This window comes from Arthrobacter sp. 2YAF22_2, from assembly GCF_052114645.1.
Lineage (GTDB): Bacteria > Actinomycetota > Actinomycetes > Actinomycetales > Micrococcaceae > Arthrobacter.
In genome coordinates this window covers 1-3,455 of the sequence record NZ_JBFRFD010000410.1, presented here as the reverse complement: position 1 = coordinate 3,455, position 3,455 = coordinate 1, and the positions used below count along the sequence as shown (strand labels likewise).

5 protein-coding genes are annotated in these 3,455 nt (G+C 68.0%); 4 read left to right on the top strand and 1 reads right to left on the bottom strand.

Annotated features, from left to right (window positions below):
* From AB4Y86_RS14990 to AB4Y86_RS14980, 3 genes are all read left to right on the top strand, one after another.
* Positions 1-606 (top strand): mechanosensitive ion channel family protein (locus AB4Y86_RS14990; RefSeq protein WP_441402992.1); only part of this gene is annotated, 606 nt, incomplete at its 5' end.
* A 2-nt stretch (positions 607-608) separates the two neighbouring features.
* Positions 609-1,067, top strand: a complete 459-nt coding sequence (locus AB4Y86_RS14985; RefSeq protein ID WP_441402991.1) for a globin — start codon at positions 609-611, stop codon at positions 1,065-1,067.
* Positions 1,068-1,177: 110 nt separating this feature from the next.
* Positions 1,178-1,816 (top strand): CG0192-related protein, encoded by a 639-nt coding sequence (locus AB4Y86_RS14980; RefSeq protein WP_441402990.1) that lies wholly within the window; start codon positions 1,178-1,180, stop codon positions 1,814-1,816.
* Between the two features lie 64 nt (positions 1,817-1,880).
* On the opposite strand, the gene AB4Y86_RS14975 is transcribed toward AB4Y86_RS14980, so the two are convergent.
* Positions 1,881-2,540 (bottom strand): hypothetical protein, encoded by a 660-nt coding sequence (locus AB4Y86_RS14975; protein WP_441402989.1) that lies wholly within the window; start codon positions 2,538-2,540, stop codon positions 1,881-1,883.
* 63 nt (positions 2,541-2,603) lie between these two features.
* Here AB4Y86_RS14975 and AB4Y86_RS14970 point away from each other — a divergent pair.
* On the top strand, positions 2,604-3,455 hold an 852-nt coding region (locus AB4Y86_RS14970; protein ID WP_441402988.1), incomplete at its 3' end, for an acyl-CoA thioesterase.

Below are 3,455 nucleotides of genomic sequence, written 5' to 3'. Positions count from 1 at the left end.
GATCAGGACACCCGGCAGGGCGTTGCCGCGTGGCTGGTGGCGTCCTTCGTGATCTCCGGCATCACCAAGCGCGTCGCCGCCGGCACCACCTTCTTCAAGAAGCCGCATTTCCGCTGGGTGGCGCCGGCGCTGCGCGCCCTGGACAATCAGCGGCGCGAACAGCGCGCCAACACGATCGGGTCGCTGCTCAATAGCGTCGTGAGCGTGCTCGTCGTCGTCATCACCGTGATCTATGTGCTGCAAAACCTCAATGTGAACATTGCCCCGCTCCTCACCAGCGTCGGCATTCTCGGCGTCGCCATCGGTTTCGGCGCCCAGCAGCTGATCCGCGATTTCCTGGCCGGCATCTTCATCACCATCGAAGACCAATATGGGATCGGCGACGTCATCGAGACCTCCGAAGTGGTGGGGATCGTGGAGTCCATGGGCCTGCGCATCACCCGGGTCAGGGCCGAGGACGGGACCGTCTGGTACCTGCGCAACGGCGAGATCCTGCGGGTGGGCAACCGTTCGCAGGGCACGTACGTATCACCCGACGCCCTCGCGGCCGATGACGCCGGCGTGGCACCCCAGCAAGCCGCACCCCAGCAAAAGGCCGGAGAATAGACATGACGATTTCCGCAGCCGGCGAACCGGGCCGGCCGAAGATGCTGATGCAGAACGATCCATTCAGCCAGCCCGGCTACACGGACAATTTCTATGATGCCGTGGGCGGCCACGAGACCTTCGTGAAGCTGATCGACGCCTTTTACGACGGCGTCGCCACGGATCCGCTGTTGCGCCCCATGTATCCGGAGGAGGACCTCGGACCGGCCAAGCGCCGGTTCCTGATGTTCCTGGAACAGTATTGGGGCGGCCCCACCACCTACGGGGAAGAACGCGGCCACCCAAGGCTCCGGATGCGGCACCAGCCGTTCCGCGTCACGCCCGAGGCGAAGGAGGCGTGGCTGCACCACATGCGCGTCGCGGTGGACGCCCTGGAACTGCCGCCGCTCTACGAGAGCACGCTCTGGGATTATATGGAACGCGCCGCGCTCTCGATGGTCAACAGCCCGTCAGGGGCCTGAAACCGAAGTGGAAATGGAAAGACCCCGGAGGCACTTGGGGGAATGTCTCCGGGGTCTTTCTACATCCAGAATACCCGCCCGGGTATGGCGAGGCAAGTAGGCTGGCTCGCATGGCAATTATTCATCAAGCCCAGTTGCACCCGACGAAGATGGAACTCCTGGAGGGGTGGCTGCCGCTGCAGCCATGGTTCACGGCGCACGGTGACGCCCTGAGCAAGGCCGGCTCGTTCCGGTTCGATGACCCGGAAGGCGAAGTCGGTATCGAGACGATGCTGGTCGCGGGGGCGGACACTGTCTTTCAGGTGCCCCTGACCTACCGCGGGTCTCCCCTGCACGGTGCCGAAGCGTCCTTGATCGGCACCATGGAGCACTCGGTCCTCGGCCAGAGGTGGATCTACGATGCGTGCGGCGATCCCAGCTATTTGGCCGCCCTGGCCGCCGCCATCCTGACGGGCACCCCGCAGGCCGAGCAGTATCTTGACGTCGAGGGTCGGCTCGAGGCGATGCCGGAATCCGTCGTCGTGAAGTGCACCGGACCGATAGTCGCGTCACCGCCTGATATCGGCGTCGTGACCGCCCCCGGCAGCAACAGCAGCGGTGCGGGAACCCTGGTCCGGACCGGGGACGTTGAACTGCTGGTCGTGCGGCGGCTCGAGCTGGCGGGCCCGCCTGCCGGACCGCGTGCCTTGACAGCCATGTGGGCCGGGCAACAGGCCCCGGTCAAACTCGCAGCGGCCACTGCGCCCTGACACGGGCGGATCGCTCGGCCCGACGGTCGGCCGCCGGTCGCCCGGCAGTCACCCGGCGGAATGCCTACAGTCCCGAGCCAGCCCGGACCAGGACGTGGCCACGGGGGCTGCTGAGGCGGAACCAGCGGCCCGCACGGAAGAGGCTTTGTTGGCCGTCCGCCAGGAAGCCCAGCGTCAGTGCCGCGAACGCGGCCCCCGCGGGCAGGCCTCCGGCGTCGGGCAACGGCCGTCCCCAGACAGTCGCGCGGGCGTTGTTGACGATCAGGGCGCCGGGTTTCTCCGGGATGATCGCGGCGATCTCGGTGATCCCCGCCTCTGCGCCCTGCCGCAGGCTTAGGTCCGACAGGGTGCCGAGCGACTCCCAGCCGCTGCGGGGAGCGCCGACGCCGGCCCACGATTCGGTAACGGTCACGGGCGGGACCGGAAGTGCGACGTCGTCGGCGCCCGCTCGGGCCAGGCGGTCGAGTACGGCGGAAAGCGGGACGGTCACGTCAAGCTCGGCGGGCTCGGCCAGCGCCACGGTGCGGAGCCCCAGAATGGTGGGCGTCGACTCACCCAGCAGCCGGGGGCGGAGTACGCAGACGTAGGCGGCCAGCACGGGTCCGGCGGCGCTCAGCCGGATGGCGCCGTCGTCAATGGCCCTGGCCCGCGTCGCAAAGGTGCGCAGGTCGGCGAGGTCGCGGGGATCGGTGAACTGCAGGGGCTCGATGAGGACGTCAGGCACAATCTCGACTCTACCGGTTGCGCCTCTTTTGAGCCGTGCCGGGGTGCCGTCTAGAGTCAAACCATGACTGAAGCCGACGCCGGAACGCAGGCGATGCCCCTCGAGGACCCCACCTCCTCGCTCATCCAACTCCTGGACCTCGGCGATCTGGAGGGCGCACGGACCGACGAGGACATTTTCATGGGTCCGTCGCAGAAACAGCCGCGGCAGCGTGTCTTCGGCGGCCAGGTCCTCGCGCAGTCCCTCGTGGCCGGCGGCCGCACCGTCCCGGAAGGCCGTGGCGTCCACTCCATGCACGGCTATTTCCTCCGGCCCGGCGACGCCAACAAGCCCATCACCTTCGGGGTCCAGCGGCTGCGCGACGGACGGTCCTTTTCCGCGCGCCGGGTCCACGCGTACCAGGAGGGCATGCCCATCCTGTCGATGATCGCGTCCTTCCAGGACGAGGACGAGGGAATCGAGCACCAGACCGAGATGCCGGCCGGCATACCGGGCCCGGAGTCGCTGCCGAGCACTGCCGATCTGCTCGGCAAGTACGACCACCCGGTGGCACGGCACTGGGCCTACGAGCGCCCCTTTGACATCCGCCACGTGGATCCGGCGCTGTATGTGTCCGCGACGGGGGCCAAGGAGGCCCGGAACGCCGTCTGGATGCGGACCTTCGGACCGATGCCCGATGACCCCCAGATGCACCGGGCGGCGCTGGCCTACGCGAGCGACTACACGTTGCTGGAATCCGTCCTGCGCCGGCACGGCCTCAGCTGGATCACCCCGGGAATGTCGGTCGCCAGCCTGGACCACGCCATGTGGTGGCACCGCCCCGTCCGCGTGGACGAGTGGCTGCTCTACGTCCAGGAATCCCCGAGCGCGCAGGGCGCACGCGGCCTGGCCACGGGCAAGATCTTCAGCCAGGAC

Coding starts and splice junctions, on each gene's coding strand:
- AB4Y86_RS14985 (WP_441402991.1), top strand. CDS start 609: ATGACGATTTCCGCAGCCGGCGAACCGGGCCGGCCGAAGATGCTGATG.
- AB4Y86_RS14980 (WP_441402990.1), top strand. CDS start 1,178: ATGGCAATTATTCATCAAGCCCAGTTGCACCCGACGAAGATGGAACTC.